Annotated in this window: 20 protein-coding genes; 8 read left to right on the forward strand and 12 right to left on the reverse strand. The window is 63.1% G+C overall.

All coding sequences use genetic code 11. The annotated features are described in order from the left end of the window. Nucleotides 1-141: 141 nt before the first annotated feature. Nucleotides 142-1,803 (reverse strand): electron transfer flavoprotein-ubiquinone oxidoreductase, encoded by a 1,662-nt coding sequence (locus ACP7AL_RS13585; RefSeq protein WP_425992072.1) that lies wholly within the window; start codon nucleotides 1,801-1,803, stop codon nucleotides 142-144. A gap of 132 nt (nucleotides 1,804-1,935) precedes the next feature. On the opposite strand from ACP7AL_RS13585, the gene ACP7AL_RS13590 reads away from it, so the two are divergent. Beyond that, complete coding sequence (locus ACP7AL_RS13590; RefSeq protein WP_425992951.1) at nucleotides 1,936-2,727, forward strand: uracil-DNA glycosylase; 792 nt, start codon at nucleotides 1,936-1,938, stop codon at nucleotides 2,725-2,727. Nucleotides 2,728-2,736: 9 nt separating this feature from the next. On the opposite strand, the gene ACP7AL_RS13595 is transcribed toward ACP7AL_RS13590, so the two are convergent. Continuing rightward, on the reverse strand, nucleotides 2,737-3,159 hold the full coding sequence (locus tag ACP7AL_RS13595; protein WP_425992074.1) for a GFA family protein: 423 nt from the start codon (nucleotides 3,157-3,159) through the stop codon (nucleotides 2,737-2,739). 205 nt (nucleotides 3,160-3,364) lie between these two features. Between ACP7AL_RS13595 and ACP7AL_RS13600 the strand changes: the two genes are divergently transcribed. Beyond that, nucleotides 3,365-4,567: an MFS transporter gene (locus ACP7AL_RS13600; RefSeq protein WP_425992953.1), complete on the forward strand. Its 1,203-nt coding sequence runs from the start codon at nucleotides 3,365-3,367 to the stop codon at nucleotides 4,565-4,567. Here ACP7AL_RS13600 and ACP7AL_RS13605 read toward each other — a convergent pair. The 5 genes from ACP7AL_RS13605 to ACP7AL_RS13625 form a co-directional block, all read right to left on the reverse strand. Then, the gene (locus ACP7AL_RS13605) at nucleotides 4,564-5,892 is read right to left on the reverse strand and encodes an NCS2 family permease (protein ID WP_425992076.1); all 1,329 of its coding nucleotides are present in this window, start codon (nucleotides 5,890-5,892) and stop codon (nucleotides 4,564-4,566) included. The two genes, ACP7AL_RS13600 and ACP7AL_RS13605, sit on opposite strands and share 4 nt — an antisense overlap. Nucleotides 5,893-5,904: 12 nt before the next feature. Then, nucleotides 5,905-7,416 carry a glycosyltransferase family 39 protein gene (locus tag ACP7AL_RS13610; RefSeq protein ID WP_425992078.1) on the reverse strand — a complete coding sequence of 504 codons (1,512 nt, stop codon included), beginning with the start codon at nucleotides 7,414-7,416 and terminating at the stop codon, nucleotides 5,905-5,907. A 73-nt stretch (nucleotides 7,417-7,489) separates the two neighbouring features. Continuing rightward, on the reverse strand, nucleotides 7,490-8,248 hold the full coding sequence (locus ACP7AL_RS13615; RefSeq protein WP_425992080.1) for a ribonuclease HII: 759 nt from the start codon (nucleotides 8,246-8,248) through the stop codon (nucleotides 7,490-7,492). Nucleotides 8,249-8,300: 52 nt separating this feature from the next. Beyond that, nucleotides 8,301-8,750, reverse strand: coding sequence for a VOC family protein (locus ACP7AL_RS13620; protein ID WP_425992082.1), 450 nt, complete (start codon nucleotides 8,748-8,750; stop codon nucleotides 8,301-8,303). Nucleotides 8,751-8,769: 19 nt separating this feature from the next. After that, entirely contained in the window at nucleotides 8,770-9,930 is a 1,161-nt protein-coding gene (locus tag ACP7AL_RS13625) for a PA0069 family radical SAM protein (protein ID WP_425992084.1), read from the reverse strand. 227 nt (nucleotides 9,931-10,157) lie between these two features. On the opposite strand from ACP7AL_RS13625, the gene ACP7AL_RS13630 reads away from it, so the two are divergent. Continuing rightward, nucleotides 10,158-10,730: a glycosyl transferase gene (locus tag ACP7AL_RS13630; protein ID WP_024919388.1), complete on the forward strand. Its 573-nt coding sequence runs from the start codon at nucleotides 10,158-10,160 to the stop codon at nucleotides 10,728-10,730. Nucleotides 10,731-10,817: 87 nt separating this feature from the next. Further along, on the forward strand, nucleotides 10,818-11,753 hold the full coding sequence (locus ACP7AL_RS13635; protein WP_425992086.1) for a bifunctional helix-turn-helix transcriptional regulator/GNAT family N-acetyltransferase: 936 nt from the start codon (nucleotides 10,818-10,820) through the stop codon (nucleotides 11,751-11,753). Nucleotides 11,754-11,911: 158 nt separating this feature from the next. Here the strand turns inward: ACP7AL_RS13635 and moaB are convergent, their stop codons facing one another. After that, nucleotides 11,912-12,463, reverse strand: a complete 552-nt coding sequence (gene moaB, locus ACP7AL_RS13640) for a molybdenum cofactor biosynthesis protein B (protein ID WP_006019016.1) — start codon at nucleotides 12,461-12,463, stop codon at nucleotides 11,912-11,914. A gap of 132 nt (nucleotides 12,464-12,595) precedes the next feature. Next, on the reverse strand, nucleotides 12,596-13,543 hold the full coding sequence (gene ypfJ / locus ACP7AL_RS13645) for a KPN_02809 family neutral zinc metallopeptidase (protein ID WP_425992089.1): 948 nt from the start codon (nucleotides 13,541-13,543) through the stop codon (nucleotides 12,596-12,598). 377 nt (nucleotides 13,544-13,920) lie between these two features. Here ypfJ and ACP7AL_RS13650 point away from each other — a divergent pair, with 377 nt between their 5' ends. Beyond that, complete coding sequence (locus ACP7AL_RS13650) at nucleotides 13,921-15,051, forward strand: site-specific DNA-methyltransferase (protein ID WP_425992091.1); 1,131 nt, start codon at nucleotides 13,921-13,923, stop codon at nucleotides 15,049-15,051. A gap of 58 nt (nucleotides 15,052-15,109) precedes the next feature. On the opposite strand, the gene ACP7AL_RS13655 is transcribed toward ACP7AL_RS13650, so the two are convergent. Then, entirely contained in the window at nucleotides 15,110-15,538 is a 429-nt protein-coding gene (locus ACP7AL_RS13655; RefSeq protein ID WP_006019013.1) for a nuclear transport factor 2 family protein, read from the reverse strand. Nucleotides 15,539-15,630: 92 nt separating this feature from the next. Here ACP7AL_RS13655 and ACP7AL_RS13660 point away from each other — a divergent pair, with 92 nt between their 5' ends. The 3 genes from ACP7AL_RS13660 (at nucleotide 15,631) to ACP7AL_RS13670 (ending at nucleotide 19,072) form a co-directional block, all read left to right on the forward strand. After that, nucleotides 15,631-16,557, forward strand: coding sequence for a LysR family transcriptional regulator (locus ACP7AL_RS13660; RefSeq protein ID WP_425992093.1), 927 nt, complete (start codon nucleotides 15,631-15,633; stop codon nucleotides 16,555-16,557). Between the two features lie 74 nt (nucleotides 16,558-16,631). Continuing rightward, nucleotides 16,632-17,921: a flavin-dependent oxidoreductase gene (locus ACP7AL_RS13665; RefSeq protein ID WP_425992095.1), complete on the forward strand. Its 1,290-nt coding sequence runs from the start codon at nucleotides 16,632-16,634 to the stop codon at nucleotides 17,919-17,921. Beyond that, nucleotides 17,918-19,072, forward strand: coding sequence for a hypothetical protein (locus ACP7AL_RS13670; RefSeq protein ID WP_425992097.1), 1,155 nt, complete (start codon nucleotides 17,918-17,920; stop codon nucleotides 19,070-19,072). Before ACP7AL_RS13665 ends, ACP7AL_RS13670 begins: the two co-directional genes overlap by 4 nt. Nucleotides 19,073-19,144: 72 nt before the next feature. On the opposite strand, the gene ACP7AL_RS13675 is transcribed toward ACP7AL_RS13670, so the two are convergent. Together ACP7AL_RS13675 and mutY are read right to left on the reverse strand one after the other, a co-directional pair. Then, complete coding sequence (locus ACP7AL_RS13675; RefSeq protein ID WP_425992099.1) at nucleotides 19,145-19,606, reverse strand: SgcJ/EcaC family oxidoreductase; 462 nt, start codon at nucleotides 19,604-19,606, stop codon at nucleotides 19,145-19,147. Between the two features lie 108 nt (nucleotides 19,607-19,714). Next, entirely contained in the window at nucleotides 19,715-20,812 is a 1,098-nt protein-coding gene (mutY, locus tag ACP7AL_RS13680) for an A/G-specific adenine glycosylase (RefSeq protein ID WP_425992101.1), read from the reverse strand. Nucleotides 20,813-20,824 lie beyond the last annotated feature (12 nt).

A 20,824-nucleotide genomic window follows, 5' to 3' on the forward strand; every position in this document is an offset into this window, starting at 1 on the left:
TTGATTAAGGGTGCGACCGGTCAGGTCAGCAGCACCGGGACAATGGCTTGTTTGGCCCGCATCCGCAAGGATGCGAGGCGGCCGACGAGCCTATCTAGTATGGCGCAATCGTGGCGATCAGCGGTTCTCGCGCAATCGTGCTTACATTGACTGATAATTAGGCCCGCCGCCGCCTTCCGGAGGAACCCAGGTGATGTTGCCGTTGGGGTCCTTCACATCGCAGGTTTTGCAGTGGACGCAGTTCTGCGCGTTGATCTGGAACCGCAAATCCGCGCCCTCGCCAACCCACTCATAAACGCCCGCCGGGCAATAGCGGTTCGAGGGACCCGCGAACACATCGTGCTCAGAGGTCTTTTGCAGGTTCATGTCCGCGACCTTGAGATGGATCGGCTGATCCTCCTCGTGGTTGGTGTTGGACAGGAATACCGACGACAACCTGTCGAAGGTCAGCTTGCCGTCAGGCTTCGGTCCGGGAATCGGCTGATGGACCTTCGCAGGATCGAGCGTTTTGCGATCGGGCTTGGCATGCGACTGGGTGCCGAACAGCGAGAAGCCGAACAGCGTGTTGGTCCACATGTCGAGGCCGCCGAGCGCGACGCCGATCACGGTGCCGAACTTCGACCACAGCGGCTTGACGTTGCGGACCTTGAACAGGTCCTTGCCGACGGCTGACTCACGCCAGGTGTTTTCGTACTCGACGATCTCGTCATTGGCGCGGCCCGCAGCCAGCGCTGCGGCGACATGTTCTGCCGCCTGCATGCCGGTGCCCATCGCGTTGTGCACGCCCTTGATGCGCGGCACGTTGACGAAGCCCGCCGCGCAGCCGATCAGGGCGCCGCCCTTGAAGGTCAGGCGCGGCACCGACTGGTAGCCGCCCTCGGTGATCGCACGCGCGCCGTAGGCGATGCGCTTGGCGCCCTCGAAGACAGGGCTGATCTTGGGATGGGTCTTGAAGCGCTGGAATTCCTCGAACGGCGACAGATATGGATCATTATAGTTCAGGTGCACCACGAAGCCGACCGCGACGAGATTCTCGTTGTAGTGATAGAGGAACGATCCGCCGCCGGTGGACATGTTCAGCGGCCAGCCGAACGAATGCTGGATCAGTCCCTTCTTGTGCTTGGCCGGATCGATCTGCCAGACCTCTTTCAGACCGATGCCGAACTTCGACGGCTCGCGATCCTTGTCGAGGCCGAACTTCGCGATCAGTTGCTTGGTGAGCGAGCCACGCGCGCCTTCGGCGAACAGCGTGTACTTGCCCAGCAACTCCATGCCGCGGGTGAAACTGTCTTTGGGCTTGCCATCACGGCCGACGCCCATGTCGCCGGTCGCAATGCCGCGCACTTCGCCGTTCTCGCCGTAAAGAACTTCAACCGCCGCGAAGCCCGGATAGATTTCGACGCCGAGCGCTTCGGCGCGCGGGCCGAGCCAGCGGCAGACGTCGCCGAGCGAGCCGATGTAGCAATGATGGTTGTCCATCAGCGGCGGCATCATGAAATTCGGCAGCTTGATCGCGGAGTTGCCCGTCATCCAGAAGAACTGGTCGTCCTTCACCTGGGTCTTGAGCGGGCAGTCGGCGTCCTCGCGCCAGTCCGGGACCAGCTTGTCGAGCGACACCGGGTCGATCACCGCGCCGGACAGAATGTGCGCGCCGACCTCGGAACCCTTTTCGACGACAACGACGCTGAGATCCGGATTGATCTGCTTCAGCCGGATGGCGGCGCTCAGGCCGGACGGGCCTGCGCCGACGATCACAACGTCGAACTCCATGGACTCGCGCGGCGGAAGCTCTTCGGTGCTCATGCTGTCATCTCAAAATTGGGTGGTTCAGAATGTTTCTAATCATCGTTCTTCCCGATTTTTGGCGCAAGAACAACCCCGTTTCGCTGCACCGCGATCCGATCTAGATTGGCCACCGTGACCACACCCGAACCCATGCCCTCCGCCCGCGAACTTCTAGCCTTTTATCTAGAGGCTGGAGTGGATTGCGCGTTGTCGGAAACTCCCGTCAATCGCCTGTCGGAAGAGGCTGCGGTCGACGAAAAGCCCGCCGCCAGGCCCGCGCTGTTCCGCACTGCGAACCCTACGCCCGCACCGGTGCTCGCTGACCCCGCGCCCGCGCCCGACGCGGCGATCACATCGGCCCGCGAGATCGCGCCCAGGGCCGCATCATTGCAGGAGCTGCGCGCGCTGCTCGAACGCTTCGACGGCTGCGCGCTGAAATCCACCGCGACGCGGCTGGTGTTCGCCGACGGCAACCCCGAAGCGAAGATCATGTTTGTCGGCGAAGCGCCGGGACGCGACGAGGATCTCGAAGGGCTTCCGTTCGTCGGACGCTCCGGCAAGCTGCTCGACCTGATGATGGCGTCGATCGGCCTCGACCGCAGCAAAGCGTATATCGCCAACATTATTCCGTGGCGGCCGCCCGGCAATCGCGATCCGTCGCCGCAGGAAACGCAGATCTGCCTCCCGTTCATCCGGCGGCAGATCGAACTGGTCAATCCCGACGTGCTGGTGTGCCTCGGCAAGCCCTCGTCGCAGGCGGTGCTGGACCTCAAGGACGGCATCATGAAGACGCGCGGCAAGTGGTTCGACTACGACACCGGCACGCGCAAGATCAAGGCGATGGCGACCTTCCATCCGGCCTACCTGCTGCGGCAGCCGATCTACAAGCGGCTGACCTGGCAGGATCTGCGCGCCGTGCAGAAGGCACTGGCCGCAGGCTAACCCAAGCCGCTATTCCGCGATCATCTCGCCGGAGCCGCCGAGTTCGGCCGGGAAGTCTTTCAACTTGGGCAAACCATCCCGCATCGGCATCACCGTCTCGGCGTAGTTCACATGCACGCCAGGGATGAACGCAAGTGTCGGGATCGTCGAAGCGAAAACGTCCACGAGGCTAATGGGCGGATGATTGGTCATCAGATGTCCGCCGCATTTCGAGCAATACTGACGCTGGCTCATTTCAGATTTCTGGAACGTCGCAACATACTCGGCTCCCGACGCGATCCGCACAGCTTCCGGCTTCCACAGGCTGAAGGCGTTGACTGGCCCGCCGGACCATGTTCGGCAGGAGTTGCAATGGCAGTAACCCATCGCCTCCGGTGACCCTGTCACCTCGAGTTTAACTGCGCCGCAAAAACAGCTTCCAAGGTGAGACATCGCTTTCTCCTTTGAACTGTACATATCGATCACGCCAGAATGGCCGCAATACACCGAATGGGTAGCGGGCGTCCCTCGATCGCAATCCCGATCAGATGTCACACCACAGCCATGCAGTGGATGCTGATGACGCAGGCGACCGGTTCAGGTCATAAGCCATGGGTGCTGCGCAATTACACAGCCGTTCGGGGCGCTAAATGTGAATATGCATACTGCGGACGCGGCAATCGACGACACGGTGGCGCGGGCGAATGTCCGCCGCCTTGCGGCCGCGCAGGCCTTGACCGGCGCGAACGCCGCTGTCGTGTTTGCGACCGGTTCGATTGTCGGCGCGCAGCTTGCGCCCAGCATTTCGCTCGCGACCCTGCCGCTGTCGATCTACACGCTCGGCCTTGCGGCCGGCACGCTGCCCACCGGCATGATCGCTCAGGCTTACGGCCGACGGGCGGCGTTCATCGCGGGCACCGGCAGCGGCGCGCTATGCGGACTCATCGCCGCCATCGCCATCCTTTACGGCTCATTTGTTCTGTTCTGCTTCGCGACGTTTCTTGGCGGCGTCTATGGCGCGGTCTCGCAATCCTATCGCTTTGCCGCGACCGACAGCGCCAGCATCGCTTACAGGCCGAAGGCGATTTCATGGGTGATGGCCGGCGGCGTTTTCGCCGGTTTTCTCGGTCCGCAGCTTGTGCAGTGGACCATGGATCTGTGGCCGCCATACCTGTTCGCGGTGAGCTTTCTGGTTCAGGCCGTTGTCGCGCTTATCGCAATGGCCGTGCTGGCCGGTGTCAATGCGCCAAAGCCTGTCGCTGCGCAGATGACCGGAGGCCGACCGCTCACGGAGATTATCCGGAAACCCCGGTTTATCGCTGCCGTGATTTGCGGCGCTGTCTCCTATACATGCATGAACTTCCTGATGACGTCGGCGCCGCTGGCGATGAAGTTCTGCGGCCTGTCGCTGAGCGATTCCAACTTCGGCATCCAGTGGCACATCGTCGCGATGTTCGGGCCGAGCTTTTTCACCGGCTCGCTGATTTCGCGCTTTGGAGCGGCGAGGGTCGCTGTCATCGGCCTGTTGCTTGAAGCCGCAGCCGCAATCATCGGCCTGTCGGGCATCACCGCGATGCATTTCTGGGTGGGGCTATTCGTGGTCGGCGTCGGCTGGAATTTCTCCTTCGTCGGTGCATCGGCGCTGATCGTCGCAACCCATGGTCCGCAGGAAGGAAAGAAGGTTCAGGCCTTCAACGATTTCATCGTGTTCGGCCTCGTGGCCATCGGCTCGTTCTCATCCGGCCAATTGCTGGCAAGCCATGGCTGGTCGATGGTCAACATCGTGGTGTTCCCGGCGGTCGCGCTGGCACTGGCAGGTCTTGCCGTCGCTGCATTCACGCAGCGGCGGGCGGCGGTCTAACCAACCGCGAATTTTACAACGAACACCAGCGCCAGCAGCATCACCGCGGGCTTCGCGTCCGAGAAGCGCCCGGCCAGAATCTTGATCACCGCATAGGTGATGAAGCCGAGCCCGATGCCGGTGGCGATGGAATAGGTCAGCGGCATCGCGATCGCGGTGACCACCGCGGGCGCGTACTCGGTCACATCGTCCCATGCCATGTCCGCAAGACCGCGTGTCATCACGCAGGCGACATAGAGCAATGCGGCGGCTGACGCATAGGCAGGCACCATGCCGGCCAGCGGCGCGAAGAAAAGCGCCAGCAGGAAGAACAGCGCGACGAACACCGCCGTCAGCCCGGTGCGCCCGCCGGCGGCAACACCGGATGCGCTTTCGATGTAGCTCGTGGTGGTCGAGGTGCCGATCAGCGCGCCGAACATCGCAGCGAAGCTGTCCGCCATCAGCGCCTGCTTCATGCGCGGCAGGTTGCCGTCCTTGTCGAGAAGACCAGCCCGATGCGTCACGCCGATCAGCGTTCCGGCATTGTCGAACACGTCGATGAACAGAAAGCTGAACACCACGATCAGGAACGTCAGTTCGGTGGCGCGCGAGAAATCGAGTTGCAGCAATGTCGGCGAAAGTGACGGCGGCAGCGACACCACGCCGTTGAAGCTGGTCAATCCCAGCGGCAACCCGAGCAACGATACCGCAAGAATGCCGATCAATGTGCCGCTGGCGATGCCCCGCGCATTCATCGCCACGATCAACGCAAAACCCAAAAGGCACAGCACCGGCGCGGGATGGGCGATGCCGAGCGGTCCCGCAGTGACGAGCGTCGCGGGACTGGCGATAATGATCTTGGCCTGCTCAAGCGCGATGATCGCGAGGAACAGTCCGACACCGGCGGAGATCGCGAATTTCAGGTTTCGCGGGATGGCGTCGATGACATATTCCCGCAGGCGAAAAAACGTCAGCACAAGGAAGATCACGCCCGAGCAGAACACCGCGGCCAGCGCCTGCTGCCACGTGTACTTGTAGCCGAGCACCACGGTGAACGCGAAGAACGCGTTGAGCCCCATGCCGGGCGCAAGCGCGATCGGGTAATTCGCCAGAAACGCCATCGCGAACGTGGAGACCGCTGCCGCCAGACAGGTCGCGACGAACACCGCGCCCTTATCCATGCCGGCGTTCGCGAGGATCACCGGATTGACGAACACGATGTAGACCATGGTCAGGAATGTCGTGAACCCCGCGACGAACTCGGTGCGGACGTTCGTGCCGTTTTGGGTGAGGCCGAACCGGCGATCGACGATTGCTTCCAGTGACGTCTGCGACGGTTCGCTCATCTCGCCTCGCTGTTATCGCGGCCGCGGCCGCACAATGGCCCAGCCGATCCGCAGCAGCGGCTGACGGCCTCTGACCGTGCGCTCGAAGGCGCGCGGCACTTCCGGCACGAGACCGGGAAAACGTTTCTGGATGTCGTCGGGCGGCGTGCCCGCGGTATCGGCGGCGCGCCAGACCACCACGCCGCCGCTCTCGTTGAAGCGCGCCGGCGTCATCCATGGCGTCAGCTGCGGCGTTGCATCGAGCATCACATGCGGGCGCGATGCTGCGGCGAAGCCGATCAGCGTCGCGATCTGCGGATCGCCCGCCACCGCAGCAAGCGGACGGCCGGTGCGCCGCTCAAAACTCTCGCCAAAGAAACGTCCGATCTCGCTGGCCGGCAGCGAGGTCTTGACCTCGGCGCTTCCGATCCAGGGCAAAATAAAAGTGATGCCGAGGATTGCGGCAACAGGCGCCGCCATGATGACCAGCCAGACCGAGCGCAGGAGCTGTTGCCGCCGCAGCGCGATCAGGTCGCTGGCGGCGACGACGATGGCGAGGCCGGTCAGCAGCAGCGCGATGCCGTCGCCGCCGATGATCTGATCCCGGTCGAACAGCGCGGCGATGAAACTGAGCGCGAAGGGCGGGACGAGCGCGAACACATATACATAAAGCCGCGCGAAGGGATCGAGCGGCGGACGGAAGATCAGCGGCGGATCGTCCGCCTTGCGGACGAAGTAGCGCGAATTGGCGATCAGCAGCAGTGCCACACCGGAGAGCGCGAACAGCAGTCCGGCCAGCAGTCCGGCCCATCCGAGCAGCCGGTCCTGCAACTGCGCCACCGCCGGCAATGACGGCAACACCGTCACGTCCGCGCGCAGCACCCACACCAGATATGGCAGCACCACCACGAACACCACGACGGCCGCATAAAGCGGATCGGTCGAGAGCAGCGCACGCCTGCCCTTCTGCGTCGCCAGCACAAAGACGGCCAGCAGTACCAGCAGCGGCAGCGCCGCCGAGGTGGTCAGGATCAGCAAACCGATCTCGACCGGCAGCATGAACCACGCCCTGCGCCGCCCCTGCCCGACGATCTGCCAGGTATGGAGCAGCGTCAGCGCCCAGAGCGGCCGGGCCAGGATCAGCGGGCCGAACTCGGCGCCGGGAAAGGCGAAAGCGGTGATGGTCGCCGTCAGCAGCACCGCGAGGACCGCCTGCTGCGCGCCGACAATGGCGCGGCCGAGCGCGAACAGCGCCCAGAACGTCACGATGAAACAAAGCTGCGACAGCAGATAGACGCCGAAGATGTGATTGCCGGACAGGCGGAATGCGACATCGGCAAGCCAGAACGCCGCGGGCGGACCGAGATGGGTGCCGACCTGATACTCCCGGCCGAACGCCAGCACCGTCGCCACCTCGCCCGGCGGGCTTCCATACAGCAGCCACGGCAGGAACAGCCACAGCGCCGCCTGCGCCAGCACCACAAGCCAGAAGATCAGGCGGGGCCGCGCGCGGACCAGTTCAACGATCAGGGATGTGAAGCGCATAAAAAGTTTGAACCGGCCTCGCGAGGAACCCGTCACTGATAGAGTGCACGAAGCGATCAGGCAACCGAACCGCTCAGAGCGCCGCGATGGCCTCGTCGGACGATATGAGCATCTCGATTTGCGCGGGCGCCGGGATATCGTCTTCCCCAAAGTGCTTGCGGCGCGACGCCGCGACAGGCGCGAAAAAGCGGCGGTGATGGACCGTCGGCCCGAGCCGGTCGAGCGCTTCGAGATGGGCCGGAACGGCGTACCCCATGTGCTGCTCGAAGCCGTAGCCGGGATGATCCTGCGCCAGCCGGCACATCAGCCGGTCCCGCGAGACCTTGGCGACAATGGAGGCGGCAGCGATCGACATCACAATGCCGTCGCCGCCGATCACCGCGTCGCAGTCGCAGGATACAGCCAGCCGGTCGCGGCCATCGACAAAGACATGTTTCGGCGCCTCGGGCAGCGCACGCACTGCGCGCGCCAGCGCCCACAATGACGCACGCAGGATATTGTCGCGATCGATCCGCGACGGCGGCGCGATCGCCACCGACACCAGCGCGGTCGCGCAGATTTCCTCGAACAGTTCCTCGCGGCGCTCCCGCGTCAGGCGCTTGGAATCGTCGATGCCCTTCGGAATTCGCTTCGGATCGAGAATCACGGCGGCGGCCACCACCGGACCGGCCAGCGGTCCCCGCCCCGCCTCGTCGCAACCCGCCACCGGCCAGACGCCGCGCTTTATCAGCGCGCGCTCACGGCGAAAGCTCGGCGGCGTAACGGCAATGACACCGGTTCGCTTTGCTTTCCTTGCAGCAACTGGAACTGCGGAGGGCTTTGTTCGACTCATGCGGCTATGCTTGCGTTCTTAAGGTAGAACGCGCAACCGCTAATCCCCACTATTATTCCGGCAGATGAACACGCCTGTCATCCCCGACCTCAATGCCGGCGGCAATGACAACTTCCCACGGATGGCCGTCGGGATCGGTGAAATATCCCGAATACCCGCCATAACCGGTGCGATGCGCGCCCTTTTGCAGCCGCGCGCCTTGAGCGACAGCGAACGCCAGCACGTCATCGACTTCGCTCTCGCTGCGGCAGTTCCACGCCAGGGTGATTCCCCGAAAGCCTGCAGGCTGCGGCTGCGCCGGCAGACCGGCATCCAGCGCCAGCTTGTCCCATGAATACAGCGCCAAAACCGTCGCACCGGTGTCGAAAAACGCGACTTCTTCGCCTGTCACGCGCAGCTTTCGCTCAAAGCCCAGAGACTCGTAAAACGCGATGCTCCGGCGCATGTCGCTAACGCCGAGCGTCACGACGGTTAATCGCGCAACCGGTTTGGGGAGACTCATCACACAGCGCCCTTTGCAGTCAGAACAGATCCAGTTGCTCGTTTGCGGGCTTGGGCCGCGCGAAGTGCGCGGTCGTCAGCTTGGAGCGCCGCTTGTTGAGGCCGAGTTTCTCGCAGGCGATCTCAAACCGCCGCCCGATCATCCAGGCCATCGGCCCGGTGCCCTTCATACGGGTCCCCCATTGCGAGTCGTAGTCGCGGCCGTCACGCATGTCGCGGATCAGGGTGAAGACATGGCGATAGCGATCCGGATAATTCGCCATCAGCCACTCGCGGAACAAATCGCGCACTTCGAGCGGCAGCCGCAGCAAAACGTAGCTCGCTTCCTTCACGCCGGCGTGCGCTGCTGCGTCCAGAATGCGCTCCATCTCGGAATCGTTCAGCGCCGGTATGACGGGCGCGACCATCACCGTGGTCGGAATGCCGGCTTCCGATAGTTGGCGCAGCGCCTCCAGCCGCTTCGGCGGCGTCGCCGCGCGCGGCTCCATGGTGCGCGCGAGTTTCGGATCCAGCGTCGTCACCGAGATCGCAACCTTGGCGAGATTTCGTTTCGCCATCCGTGCCAGAATATCGATGTCGCGCGTCACCAGCGCGGATTTCGTGACAATGCCGACCGGATGCCCGGTGCGTTCCAGCACCTCGAGAATACCGCGCATGATTTTGTGCTCGCGCTCGATCGGCTGATACGGATCGGTATTGGTTCCGATCGCGATCATGCGCGGCTCGTAGCCCGGCGCGGACAGTTCCTTTTGGAGCAGTTCCGGGGCGTCGGGCTTGGCGAACAATTTGGACTCGAAATCGAGCCCCGGCGACAATCCGAGATAGGCGTGGGTCGGACGTGCGAAGCAATAAACGCAGCCGTGCTCGCATCCCCGGTACGGGTTGATCGAGCGGTCGAAGCCGATGTCCGGCGAGTCGTTGCGGGTGATGACCTTGCGCGCAGTATCGACCGCGACCATGGTTTTGAAAGGCGGCAGGTCTTCGAGGCTCTGCCAGCCGTCGTCGAAGGTGACGCGCGCTTCCGCCTCATAGCGCCCGCTGACGTTGGACTGCGCGCCGCGGCCCCTGCGCCGCTGGCTGTCGATCGCCACTTCGATCTCGGCAAAGGGAGAAGAACCACCCGCCGGATCAGAGGGGGGCGTCACCGGCGGGTGTTTGAGGGCATGGGATGCATGGCTCATGGCGAGAACATAGCATCACATTAGAACAAAACAAGAACTTCAATATCGCCCCGCACAGATTCTTTTCCGGAGGCCGCCCTCCGGTGTGCCGCTTCGCGAGGGCTCGTTCCCGGATCGCAGCCGTTAATGAATGCCGCAAAAAGCTGCACCGGACGGGCTGTTCTGAGTGTGACAAGATGATAACGATGCCGCATCTGTCGTCCGGCGATCACGTATTTCACCAAGTCATGATCAGCGTTGTCATTCCCACCGAAGGCGTCGAGCAACCTGTTGTTGCCACCCTCGCGGCCCTGGTGCCGGGCGCCGCGGCCGGCATCATCAGGGACGTGGTGCTGGTCGATCGCTCGCAGACCGACACCATCGAGCGGGTGGCCGATGTTGCCGGATGCAATTTCCTGAAGTTCGAGGGCTCGCGCGCTGCGGCGCTCGCGGCGGGCGCCGAGCAAAGCCGGTCTCCCTGGCTGCTGTTCCTGCTTCCGGGCGCCGTGCTGGATTCCGGCTGGATCGACGAAACCTCGCAGTTCATTCAGAGCGTGTCCCTGAGCGGCCGTCAGCGGGCCGGCATCTTCCGCTATGCGCGCCCACCCTATGAGGACGCCACGGTGCGTGACGGGGTGAAATCGCTCGCGCGCTTCATTGCCGGCCCGTCCACCGATCAGGGTCTGCTGATTTCCCGCGATCATTATGAGCGGGTCGGCGGCTATGCCCCTGCCGCGCGCCGGGCCGAGGCCAAACTGATCTCGAAGCTCGGCCGCACCGGCCGCGCCGTGCTGCGGACCCGGATTTTCGTCGCCGCCTGATAATATTTGACTCCGTCAACTTATTAGTTGACCCCGTCAACAATCATGCCAGAATGCCCGTCATACCAGGACGAGGCATGTTGGCCGATGGACACCCTTCATGATGGCGGGAATGACGACCGGATCGCCGCGGTCCGGCGGTTCAACCGCTTCTACACCCGCAAGATCGGCGTGCTCGAACAGCATCTGCTGGAAAGCCCGTTCACCCTGACCGAGGCCCGCGTGCTGTTCGAACTGGCGCATCGCGGTGGCGCCCTCGCCAAGGAGATCGGCGCCGAACTCGGCCTCGACGCCGGTTATCTCAGCCGCATCGTTCAGGCTTTTACAGAACAGGGACTGATCACGCGCAAGCCGGTCCCCGCCGACCGCAGGCAATTCGAGCTGGCGCTCACCGCCAAAGGCAAGCAGGCGTTCTCCCGCCTCGAACGCGCGTCCCATGATGAAGTCAGCAAGATGATCGCGGCATTGCCGGCGGGCGGCGGGCAGCGCCTTGTCGCCGCGATGACAACGATCGAGCGGTTGCTGGATAATACAGCCACGCGACCCGAGGTGACGCTTCGCACCCACCGGCCCGGCGACATGGGCTGGGTCGTGCAGCAGCACGGCGCCCTCTACGCCCGCGAATACAACTGGGACATTTCGTTCGAGGGCCTCTGCGCGGAAATCGCCGCGCAGTTCCTGAAAAATTTCGATCCCGTCCGCGAGCGCTGCTGGATCGCCGAGATCGATGGCCAGCGGGTCGGTTCCGTGTTTCTGGTGAAGCACACCGATGGCGTGGCGAAGATTCGTCTGCTGCTGATCGATCCGGCGGGACGCGGTTTCGGGATCGGCAAGCGGCTGGTGGACGAGTGCATCGCCTTCGCGCGGAGCTGCGGCTACCGCAAGATCACGTTGTGGACCCAGAGCATGCTGCTTGCCGCGCGCGGCATTTACCAGAAAGCAGGGTTCGTGCATGTCGCGACCGAACCGCACCACAGTTTCGGTCACGACCTGATCGGCGAGACCTGGGAGCTTGACCTGTGATGTCCTCGCGTCGCGAACCAGCGCGGCGCATCACGCCGGACCTCATCGCGTTTCACAAGATTGACGCGAAGCGCCTTCGTCTTGCAGCACGTCGCCACGCCTTGCGCGCGGTCCTTGCGTGGCTGGCAAAAACTCTCAGCCGACGATAGTTGCCGGTCCTACTTCGCCTTGCCGCGCTTTAAGTGCTCGTCCAGCCGCGGCATGATCTCCACGAAATTGCACGGCCTGGTGCGGTAATCGAGCTGCGCCGCGAGAATGCCGTCCCAGCCATCCCGGCAGGCGCCGGGCGAACCCGGCAGACAGAAGATGAACGTCGCACCGGCAACACCGGCGGTGGCGCGGCTTTGAATCGTCGAGGTGCCGATCTTGGCGTGGCTCAGCATGTGAAACGCGATCGAGAAACCATCCATCCGTTTCTCGAACAGCGGCTCGACCGCTTCCGGCGTCACGTCACGGCCGGTGAAACCGGTGCCGCCGGTCGTAATGACTACATCGACGCCGGGATCGGCGATCCATGCTTTCAGTTTTGCGCGGATCTCCTCGACGTCGTCGGTGACGATGTCACGCGCGGCAAGACGATGGCCGGCCGCCGTCAGCCGGTCCGCCAGCGTCGTTCCCGATTTATCGTCGGCGAGCGCGCGCGTATCGGACACGGTCAGCACCGCGATATTGAGCGGGATGAACTGCTGAGTTTCGTTGATTGAAGACATCGCGTTCTATTCCTTGAGCCGTCACCCCGAGGTGCGAGGCGATTCCAGCGCCTAGCCTCGAGGGGCGACGGCACGCTGTCATCCTTCGAGGCTCGCCAAGGGCTCGCACCTCAGGATGACGAATCCTGCCAACTAGAGCTGAACACCGGGCGCGAACGTGTTGCAGGCCTGCACGCTGCCCTGCTGGTAGCCGGTCATGAACCAGCGCTTGCGCTGCGCGGCCGATCCGTGCGTGAACGAGTCGGGCACGACGCGGCCCTGGGCCTGCCGTTGCAGCGTATCGTCGCCGATCGCAGACGCGGTCTGCAACGCAGCATCGATGTCGCCTGCTTCGAGGAAGCCCGGCCGCTTCTTCTCCTCGCGATTGACCCAGACGCCGGAGAGGCAGTCCGCCTGCAGTTCGACGCGGACCTGGATCGCATTCGCCTCGGCCTTGCTGCCGGCCCGCTCCTGCATCTGCCGCGCCTTGTCCAGGATGCCGAGCAGGTTCTGGATATGGTGGCCGGCTTCATGCGCGATGATATAGGCCGCGGTGAACTTGCACGCATTGCCGGAGCAGCCGCGGAACCGGGTCTCGACTTCGCGGAAGAATCCGGTGTCGAGGAAAATCTGCTTGTCTGGCGGACAATAGAATGGGCCCATGGCCGACTGCGCCATGCCGCAGCGGCCGCCATTAGTGGCATTGCGGAACAGGACGATACGCGGACCGCGATAGGTCTGCCCGCTGGCCGAGAAGATTTCGCTCCACCGGTCGTCGATTTCGCCGAGCACACCCGCGATCATGCTGCCCATCTCGTCCGTCGGCGCCCCGGCCTTCGGCGGGCTGCTGGTGCGGCGGTCGGTCTGATAGGTGGGAGCCTGCTGGCCGCCGGTGAGAATTTCCGCGCCGCCGATCAGAATGCGCGGATCGATTCCCACGGCCCAGCCGATCAGGCCGAGCACAATGACGGTGCCGATGCCCAGTCCGCCGCCTCCGCCCATCGGAAATCCGAAACCGCCGCCGCCTCCGCCGCCGAAACCGCCGCTGTCGTCGCGGCGGTCATCGATGTTGTCGCTGCGGCGAAAGTCATCGTAACGCATCGGAAATCTCCTCAACCGGCAAGCGCGTCATGGCGACACGCAACGGAGCCGCAAAGTATCTGTTAACGATTCATACCGCGCCCGGCAAAAATTGCCTAGTGCGGCATTTCGATGTGTTTCCACTCCGTGACATGAATGCGGGCTGAATTTTGCGGTGAAACACGCGCTGCACCGGCAATTCCAGCCGTTGGCTGCGTTGCAGCGGCGCATGTGCGTCTTGCAATTCGCGATGCGCGCGACGCTTCGGAATCAATTTCGAATTCGTCACAAACCTTTTTGCGATTAAGCCGATTTTTACCTTGGGCATTCATGGTGATGACAGTCGGATTTGTTGGTCCCGCGTCGCCGACTGCGTCGCCTGAGTCAGGTTTTGAGTCATGGTAGTGTCGCGTCGCGGGGCGTCTGCAAAGGCGCCCCGCACTCAATTTGAAATGCCCAGTTCGCATATCGTCGTCGGCGATTGCGTCGCCGAGATGTCAAAGATGCAGGCCGGCTCGGTCGACCTGATCTTCGCAGATCCTCCGTACAATCTGCAATTGAAGGGCGATCTCAAGCGTCCCGACGAATCGCATGTCGATGCGGTCAACAACGACTGGGACAAGTTCTCCTCCTTCGCCGCCTACGACGACTTCACGCGGGCGTGGCTGCTTGCGGCCCGCCGCATCATGAAACCGTCGGCGACGATCTGGGTGATCGGCTCCTATCACAACATTTTCCGCGTCGGCGCGATCATGCAGGACCTCGGCTTCTGGGTTCTCAATGACATCGTGTGGCGCAAGACCAATCCGATGCCGAATTTCCGCGGCCGCCGCTTCACCAATGCCCACGAGACGATGATCTGGGCGGCGCGCGACGAGAACGCCAAGGGCTATACCTTCAATTACGAAGCGCTGAAGGCGGCCAACGAGGACGTGCAGGCGCGTTCCGACTGGCTGATCCCGCTTTGCACCGGCGACGAACGCCTCAAGGGCGGCGACGGCAAGAAAGTGCATCCGACGCAGAAGCCGGAAGGCCTGCTGGCGCGCGTGCTGCTCTCGTCATCGAAGCCCGGCGACCTCGTGGTCGACCCTTTCAACGGCACCGGCACTACCGGCGCTGTCGCCAAGCGCCTCGGCCGCCGCTATGTCGGCTTCGAGCGCGATCAGACCTACGCGAAAGCAGCCGAAGCGCGCATCGCCGCCATCGAGCCGCTGCCGGAAGCAACACTGGCTCCGTTCATGACCGCGCGCGGTGCACCGCGTGTCGCGTTCTCCGAACTGGTCGAGCGCGGCATGATCGTGCCCGGCACCAAGCTGGTCGATTCCAAGAAGAAGCACGCCGCCCTGGTGCGCGCCGACGGCGCCATCATGCTCGGCGACAAAGTCGGCTCGATCCATCGCATGGGCGCGCTGGCTCAGGGAGCCGAAGCCTGCAACGGCTGGTCGTTCTGGCACGTCGAGACCAAGAAGGGTCTCAAGCTGATCGACGAGCTGCGCGCCGAAATCCGCAGCGAGATGGCCGCGGGCTGAGGTTCTGGAATTCTGGATATTGCGCCGCGCCGGCAACACCGGCGCGGCGTTTTGCATATCAGACAGCCGCCCGTAGTTGCGATTTCGGAAACGGACCGAGCACCCGCTCGACCAGAGCCGTGTCACAGTACTCCTTGATCTGCGTGATCCTGCCGTTCTGAACACGCCAGACCATGCAGTACTCGTTGTCGTAGCGATCGCCGGATTTTGTGACATTGTCGCCCTTTGCCTCGACCACGACGGTGTCGCCTTCGGCGATGAAGTTGAACGCCAGCGTCCGCGGGCGATCCGCCAGCAAGGCTCGCAAATGCGCGAACAGGCCGTTCGTGATGGCATCCTTGCCCTTGAAGCTGCCCGACCATGAGCACTGGCCGGTCTGCACCCACACCGCATCGTCCGCGAGATGATCGATGAAGGTCGTCCCGCTGCGGCTCGCGCTGTCGGTGAAAATCTGCTGGATCAGTTTCTTGTTGGCTTCGGCACTCATCGGTTCCATCCTGTGCTTGAGTTGATGGAGGGATGATGGGCCTGGCATCGGCATTCTTCCAATCGATGCTTGGTATGATATATATTCACCATATGAATTTAGCCTCGCTCGATCTCAACCTGCTGGTCGCTCTCGACGCGCTGCTGCTCGAGGCCAATGTCGGCCGCGCGGCGGTGCGGATCGGCCTGTCGCAGCCGGCGGCCAGCCACGCGCTGAGGCGGCTGCGCGATGTGCTCGGCGATCCGCTGCTGGTGCGCACCGGTGCACGGATGGAACTGACGCCGCGCGCGCAGGCGCTGCGTGCGCCGCTGGCGCAGGCGCTGGATCAGGTGCGCGGCCTGTTCATGCCGGACGAGTTCGATGCCGCGCGCAGCGAGCGGCGCTTTCGCCTGATGATGCCGGACCTGGCCGTCGAACTGTTGATGCCGCCGCTGATGAAGAAGCTGGATGCTGTGGCGCCCGGTGTGCGGATCGACGTGGTGCCGTGGCGCGGGCCCGCGATCTTCACCGCGGAATTCGCCCGCACCATCGACATGGTGATCAGCATCGGCGATGCCTTCAAGGGATTTCACCGGCAACTGCTTTACACCGACTCCGATGCGCTGGCGGTGCGGCGCGGACATCCTGCGGGCGCGCGATTGAAGAACAAGGAGACGTTCTTCCAGGCGCGGCATGTCGCAGTCATCATTCGCGGGCAGAGCGAGGATCTGATCGACACCTGGCTGCGCAGCAAAGGCCAGGAGCGGCGGATCGCGCTTGTGGTCCCGAGCTATATCGAAGCGCTGCATGTCGCCGCGCGCACGGACCTCGTCGCCTTCGTGCCGCGGCGTCTGATCGCCGCGCTGTCGAAGCAACTGTCGCTGACGACGGTCGCGCCGCCGCTCGATCCGGGGATCGACGAACAATTCATGTTCTATCCGACACGCGCGCAGATGGACCCCGGTTCGATCTGGCTGCGAACCATTATGCTCGGAATAGGAAAAAGTTTAGGGCGGATTGATGGAAAGGCCCCGCGTTAGTCCCATACTTTTTTTCGCAGTTGCACGCTCATCGTGTCCCATGTCATGACGCAGGTCAGTCACAGGAGCTTATCATGACGGTTCTTATCGCGGGGGGCGGGATCGGCGGGCTGACGCTCGCACTGAGCCTTCACCAGATCGGTATTCCGTGCCGCGTGTTTGAAAGCGTGCCGGAACTGAAGCCGCTCGGCGTCGGCATCAATGTGCTGCCGCATGCAGTGCGCGAACTGATCGAACTCGGCCTGCTCGACAAGCTCGATGCCGCCGGCGTCAGGACGAAGGAACTGTCGTACTTCTCCAAGCATGGAAAGCCGATCTGGAGCGAACCGCGCGGGATAGAGGCCGGATACAAGTGGCCGCAGTTCTCGATCCATCGCGGCACGCTGCACCAGATCCTGCTCGACACCGTGGTTGAGCGACTCGGCGCGGATAATCTGCTCAACAGTCATCATGTCACGAGCTTCACCGACTCGCCCGAAGGCGTATCGGCGAATTTCATCGACAAGGCCACCGGCAAGGATGCCGGCACCTACGATGGCTCGCTGCTGATCGCCGCCGACGGCATTCACTCCGCTATTCGCGCCAGGCTCTATCCCGACGAAGGCCCGCCGATCTGGAACGGCCGCATTCTCTGGCGCGGCATCACCGAGAGCGACGCGTTTCTCTCCGGCCGCACAATGATCATGGCCGGCCACGAGGTTCTGAAGTTCGTCTGCTATCCGATTTCGAATGCGCCGTTGCCGAACGGCAAATTCCGCATCAACTGGATCGCCGAACGGCTGCTGCCGCCGACTTACTCGTGGCGTCGCGAGGACTACAACCGCGCAGCCAAGCTCGACGAATTCCTGCCCTGGTTCGAGGACTGGACGTTCGACTGGCTCGACGTGCCCGGCCTGATCCGCAATTGCGCGCACGCTTACGAATATCCGCTGGTGGACCGCGACCCGATCGACCGCTGGACCTTTGGCAACATCACGCTGATGGGCGACGCCGCACATCCCATGTATCCGATCGGCTCCAACGGCGCGTCGCAGGCCATTCTCGACGCCCGCGTGCTGACACGGGAAATCCTCAAGCACGGCGAAACCGCAACCGCGCTTCAGGCCTATGAAGCCGAGCGCCGTCCCGCGACCACCGAACTCGTCAAGCTCAACCGCCGCAACGGCCCTGAGCAGGTGATGCAACTGGTCGAGGAGCGCGCGCCCAACGGCTTCAATGTCGTAACCGAGGTCATGTCGCAGCAGGAACTGGAAGACGTTGCCAACACCTACAAGCGGGTCGCGGGCTTTCAGGTCGACGCGCTCAACGCCAAGCCGCCGATCGTGCCGAGGCCCGAGACATCGTTCCTGTCGAGCGCCGGATGAATCGGGAGGCGCGGCAGGTTCCCGGGATCAGCCGCGCTTTCATCCACTGGCGGCGGCTGGTTGCGATCAACGCCGCGATCATCATCGGTTACGCGATCTACAAGATCGCCCATGACGTCCCCGATATGGAGTATGTCCATCTCCTGGTCGGCTATCATTTCGGTTTCACCAAGCGCGCGCTGATCGGCGCAATCGTCTCGCTCGGCGCCGACCGTGTCCCGCCATGGCTGGTCTACGTGCTCGGCGGCACAGCGCTGCTTGCCACCGCCGGGCTCTATCTGCTCCTGTTTAAAAAGACATTTGGCTTTTCGCAGGCGAGCGCGCCGCTGCTCGTCTTCATCATGGGCTCGCCGTTCTTCCTGAAGAACTTCGTCAAGACCATCGGCTATTTCGACATCTACGGATGCATGTTCGCGATCGTGATGCTGCTGATCCCGGCGCGCTCGATTGCCTTTGTCGTCCTGGCGGCATGCGGCTCGATTGCGCTCATCCTGATTCACCACATCCATATGCTGCTTTATGTTCCGGCCATCGCTGCGATTGTCGTGATCCGGTATTATTGCAACGGCCATCTATCAAAGCCCGACATCGCGGTGGGCGCTGCGATGGCGGGACTTGTGTCGGCGGTTTTCGTCGCCGTTCAGATCTACGGCAACGTCCCGGTGTCCCAGGCAGAGTTTTCGCAATTTCTGCGCAGCCGGATGGGCAACGGCGGCGCCGCAACCGACGCGCTGTCGTTTGCCTACATCTGGTTCAGGACATTGCCTGATGAGATCAGCGAGACCTGGAAGACCATGCCGACAAATCTGTCGACCGCATGGGCGTATCCGATCCTGATCGCGCTCCATACGCCGCTAATCAGATACTTCCGCGACTCGATCCGCGCGCTGACATCACCTCATCACCGCCGCGTGGTGCTGGCTGCGCTGGTGCTGATCAGCCTCGGCTATCTCGTGATCTGCATCACGGTGTTCGATTACGCGCGCTGGGTTTCGAGCTGGGCGGTGTGCATGATGCTGATGCTGCATGCGGTCAAGCAGTTGCCCGCCAGCGGTCCGGTCGCGCTGATTGCAGAAGACGACAAGCGCGCGCTTGCCTGCGCCATCGTTCTGACCGTTATCCCGCGCGTCGGCATAATTCGGCCTTTCTGACGCGGGACGGCTTGTCCGGCGGATCAAACGTGAGCATCACGTCTATCGCAAGCATGCACGACTCTGGCAGCGTCATTGCGGCTTCGGTCGCGGCGATGAGTGCTGGTGCGCAATACGCCATTGGCCGCCGCTATCGACAACAACGAGGCTGTAGCGCGCCGGAGCTGAAAAACTCTGGCCGTCGGCTCTGGTGCCCGAAAATTCGTAGATCCCGGCAAGAACAAAGGCACTGTCCGAAAGTTTCGTTACCGTCGGCGCATCGACAAGCTTCACCTGCGTGCGATTTTTTGCGCTCGCGGCGAAATAGGCCTTCAACGGCTCAGGGCCCGACGAAATCGAAGGGCTCAGCGTACCAAACAGCGTCGCCTCGGTCGTGTACATCCTGACGATGTCATCCACCTCACCCGCGTTGAATGCCTTTTCCCATTTCGTGACAACGCCCGCCGCATCTTCCGCTGGCCCCGCCGACGCGAAATGAGATCCAGGAATGAAAAAATAAAAACATGCCGCTAACTTTAATGACAACTGGCGCATTTGTTCCTCGTCCTATGTTGCGGGAAACGAGCAGGGCCGGCTCACGGAGCCTGCCAAATAACACACGAGTGTAAAGCCACAAAATGACAATTGCGATTCAGGAACCGGCTAATCGCCCAATCCGTGCGCGATCACCTTGCGCATCACGTTCGGCAGCGCCTCATCCTTCAGCGTCGCGACCGGCACCCAGCGCATGCCCTGTGGTGCGCGGGTGCGTGCGGCAACGCTCGCGGTGTAGACCACAAGCTCGAGCGGGAAATGCGTGAACACATGCGTGACCACGCCCGCCTTGCGATGCCAGCGCGGCACATTGATCGCCGGAGCCTGTTCGCGCGCATCCCTGTCGTCATGACCGGCCAGCCATTCGGAGGTCGGCACTTCCGTCATGCCGCCGAGGAGTCCTTTTTCCGGCCGCGTGCGAACCAGCAGTTCGCCGCTGCGCGTCACCACGAACGCCGCCCCTCGCCGCAGCGTGCCGGTCTTCTTCGGGGCCTTGCGCGGAAACGTCTCCTGATCGCCGCGCTCGCGCGCGGCGCAGTTGTCGTTGAGCGGACAGAGCGCGCAGGCGGGCTTCTTCGGCGTGCAGATGGTGGCGCCGAGATCCATCAGCGCCTGCGCGCTGTCGCCGGCGCGTGAATCCCAGAGCAGCGTCGCAGCCAGTTCCTGAATTCGCGGCTTCGATTTCGGCAGCGGCTCCTCCACCGCGAACAGCCGCGACACCACGCGCTCGATATTGCCGTCCACCGGCATGGTCTGACGGTCGAACGCGATCGCGGCAATCGCAGCCGCCGTGTAGGGCCCGACGCCCGGCAGTGTGCGCAGGCCTTCTTCGGTATCGGGAAATGCGCCGCCATGGTCGCGCAGAACCGTGACAGCGCAGGCGTGAAGGTTGCGCGCGCGGGAGTAGTAGCCAAGCCCCGCCCACATTCTTAAAACATCATCGAGCGAGGCCGCGCCGAGCGCCGCCACCGTCGGCCAGCGCGCGGTGAATTTCTCGAAATATGGCCCGACCGCTTTCACGGTGGTTTGCTGCAACATGATTTCCGAAAGCCACACCCGGTAGGGATCGCTGGCGCGGCCCGGCAGTGCGCGCCACGGCAGTTGCCGCCGATGGCGGTCGTACCAGGCAAGCAACAGCGCCGGACGATCGGCTTCAGCACTGTCCTGAGATTTCTTCCGCCGCGCGGCAGCGCCTGATAAGGTCATGGGACAATATGT

This window comes from Afipia sp. DC4300-2b1 (assembly GCF_049895725.1).
Classification (GTDB): Bacteria; Pseudomonadota; Alphaproteobacteria; order Rhizobiales; family Xanthobacteraceae; genus Afipia; species Afipia broomeae.

Coding starts and splice junctions, on each gene's coding strand:
- ACP7AL_RS13655 (WP_006019013.1), bottom strand. CDS start 15,538: ATGAGTGCCGAAGCCAACAAGAAACTGATCCAGCAGATTTTCACCGAC.
- ACP7AL_RS13665 (WP_425992095.1), top strand. CDS start 16,632: ATGACGGTTCTTATCGCGGGGGGCGGGATCGGCGGGCTGACGCTCGCA.
- ACP7AL_RS13630 (WP_024919388.1), top strand. CDS start 10,158: ATGATCAGCGTTGTCATTCCCACCGAAGGCGTCGAGCAACCTGTTGTT.
- ACP7AL_RS13625 (WP_425992084.1), bottom strand. CDS start 9,930: ATGAGCCATGCATCCCATGCCCTCAAACACCCGCCGGTGACGCCCCCC.
- ACP7AL_RS13615 (WP_425992080.1), bottom strand. CDS start 8,248: ATGAGTCGAACAAAGCCCTCCGCAGTTCCAGTTGCTGCAAGGAAAGCA.
- ACP7AL_RS13600 (WP_425992953.1), top strand. CDS start 3,365: ATGCATACTGCGGACGCGGCAATCGACGACACGGTGGCGCGGGCGAAT.
- ACP7AL_RS13650 (WP_425992091.1), top strand. CDS start 13,921: ATGGTAGTGTCGCGTCGCGGGGCGTCTGCAAAGGCGCCCCGCACTCAA.
- ACP7AL_RS13585 (WP_425992072.1), bottom strand. CDS start 1,803: ATGAGCACCGAAGAGCTTCCGCCGCGCGAGTCCATGGAGTTCGACGTT.
- ACP7AL_RS13670 (WP_425992097.1), top strand. CDS start 17,918: ATGAATCGGGAGGCGCGGCAGGTTCCCGGGATCAGCCGCGCTTTCATC.
- ACP7AL_RS13610 (WP_425992078.1), bottom strand. CDS start 7,416: ATGCGCTTCACATCCCTGATCGTTGAACTGGTCCGCGCGCGGCCCCGC.
- ACP7AL_RS13595 (WP_425992074.1), bottom strand. CDS start 3,159: ATGTCTCACCTTGGAAGCTGTTTTTGCGGCGCAGTTAAACTCGAGGTG.
- ACP7AL_RS13620 (WP_425992082.1), bottom strand. CDS start 8,750: ATGAGTCTCCCCAAACCGGTTGCGCGATTAACCGTCGTGACGCTCGGC.
- ACP7AL_RS13675 (WP_425992099.1), bottom strand. CDS start 19,606: ATGCGCCAGTTGTCATTAAAGTTAGCGGCATGTTTTTATTTTTTCATT.
- ACP7AL_RS13605 (WP_425992076.1), bottom strand. CDS start 5,892: ATGAGCGAACCGTCGCAGACGTCACTGGAAGCAATCGTCGATCGCCGG.
- ACP7AL_RS13590 (WP_425992951.1), top strand. CDS start 1,936: ATGCCCTCCGCCCGCGAACTTCTAGCCTTTTATCTAGAGGCTGGAGTG.
- ypfJ (WP_425992089.1), bottom strand. CDS start 13,543: ATGCGTTACGATGACTTTCGCCGCAGCGACAACATCGATGACCGCCGC.
- ACP7AL_RS13635 (WP_425992086.1), top strand. CDS start 10,818: ATGGACACCCTTCATGATGGCGGGAATGACGACCGGATCGCCGCGGTC.
- moaB (WP_006019016.1), bottom strand. CDS start 12,463: ATGTCTTCAATCAACGAAACTCAGCAGTTCATCCCGCTCAATATCGCG.
- ACP7AL_RS13660 (WP_425992093.1), top strand. CDS start 15,631: ATGAATTTAGCCTCGCTCGATCTCAACCTGCTGGTCGCTCTCGACGCG.
- mutY (WP_425992101.1), bottom strand. CDS start 20,812: ATGACCTTATCAGGCGCTGCCGCGCGGCGGAAGAAATCTCAGGACAGT.